A 223-nucleotide genomic window follows, 5' to 3' on the forward strand; every position below is an offset into this window, starting at 1 on the left:
TTAAGGAAGCGAACCTGGTGAACTGAAACATCTAAGTAACCAGAGGAAAAGAAATCAATTGAGATTCCCGCAGTAGTGGCGAGCGACCCGGGAAGAGCCGATATGTGATAATTTATTGTATAGAAGAATCATCTGGAAAGATGAGCCATAGTGGGTGATAGCCCCGTATTTTAAATACAGTAAGTGGTACTAGGCATATCAACAAGTAGGGCGGGACACGAGA

General features: G+C 43.5%; 1 rRNA gene. It reads left to right on the forward strand.

The features are described from left to right. A 23S ribosomal RNA gene (locus AC0SAP_RS10470) occupies nucleotides 1-223 on the forward strand; the annotation flags it as partial.

The organism is Ignatzschineria sp. PL_is040, from assembly GCF_055813795.1.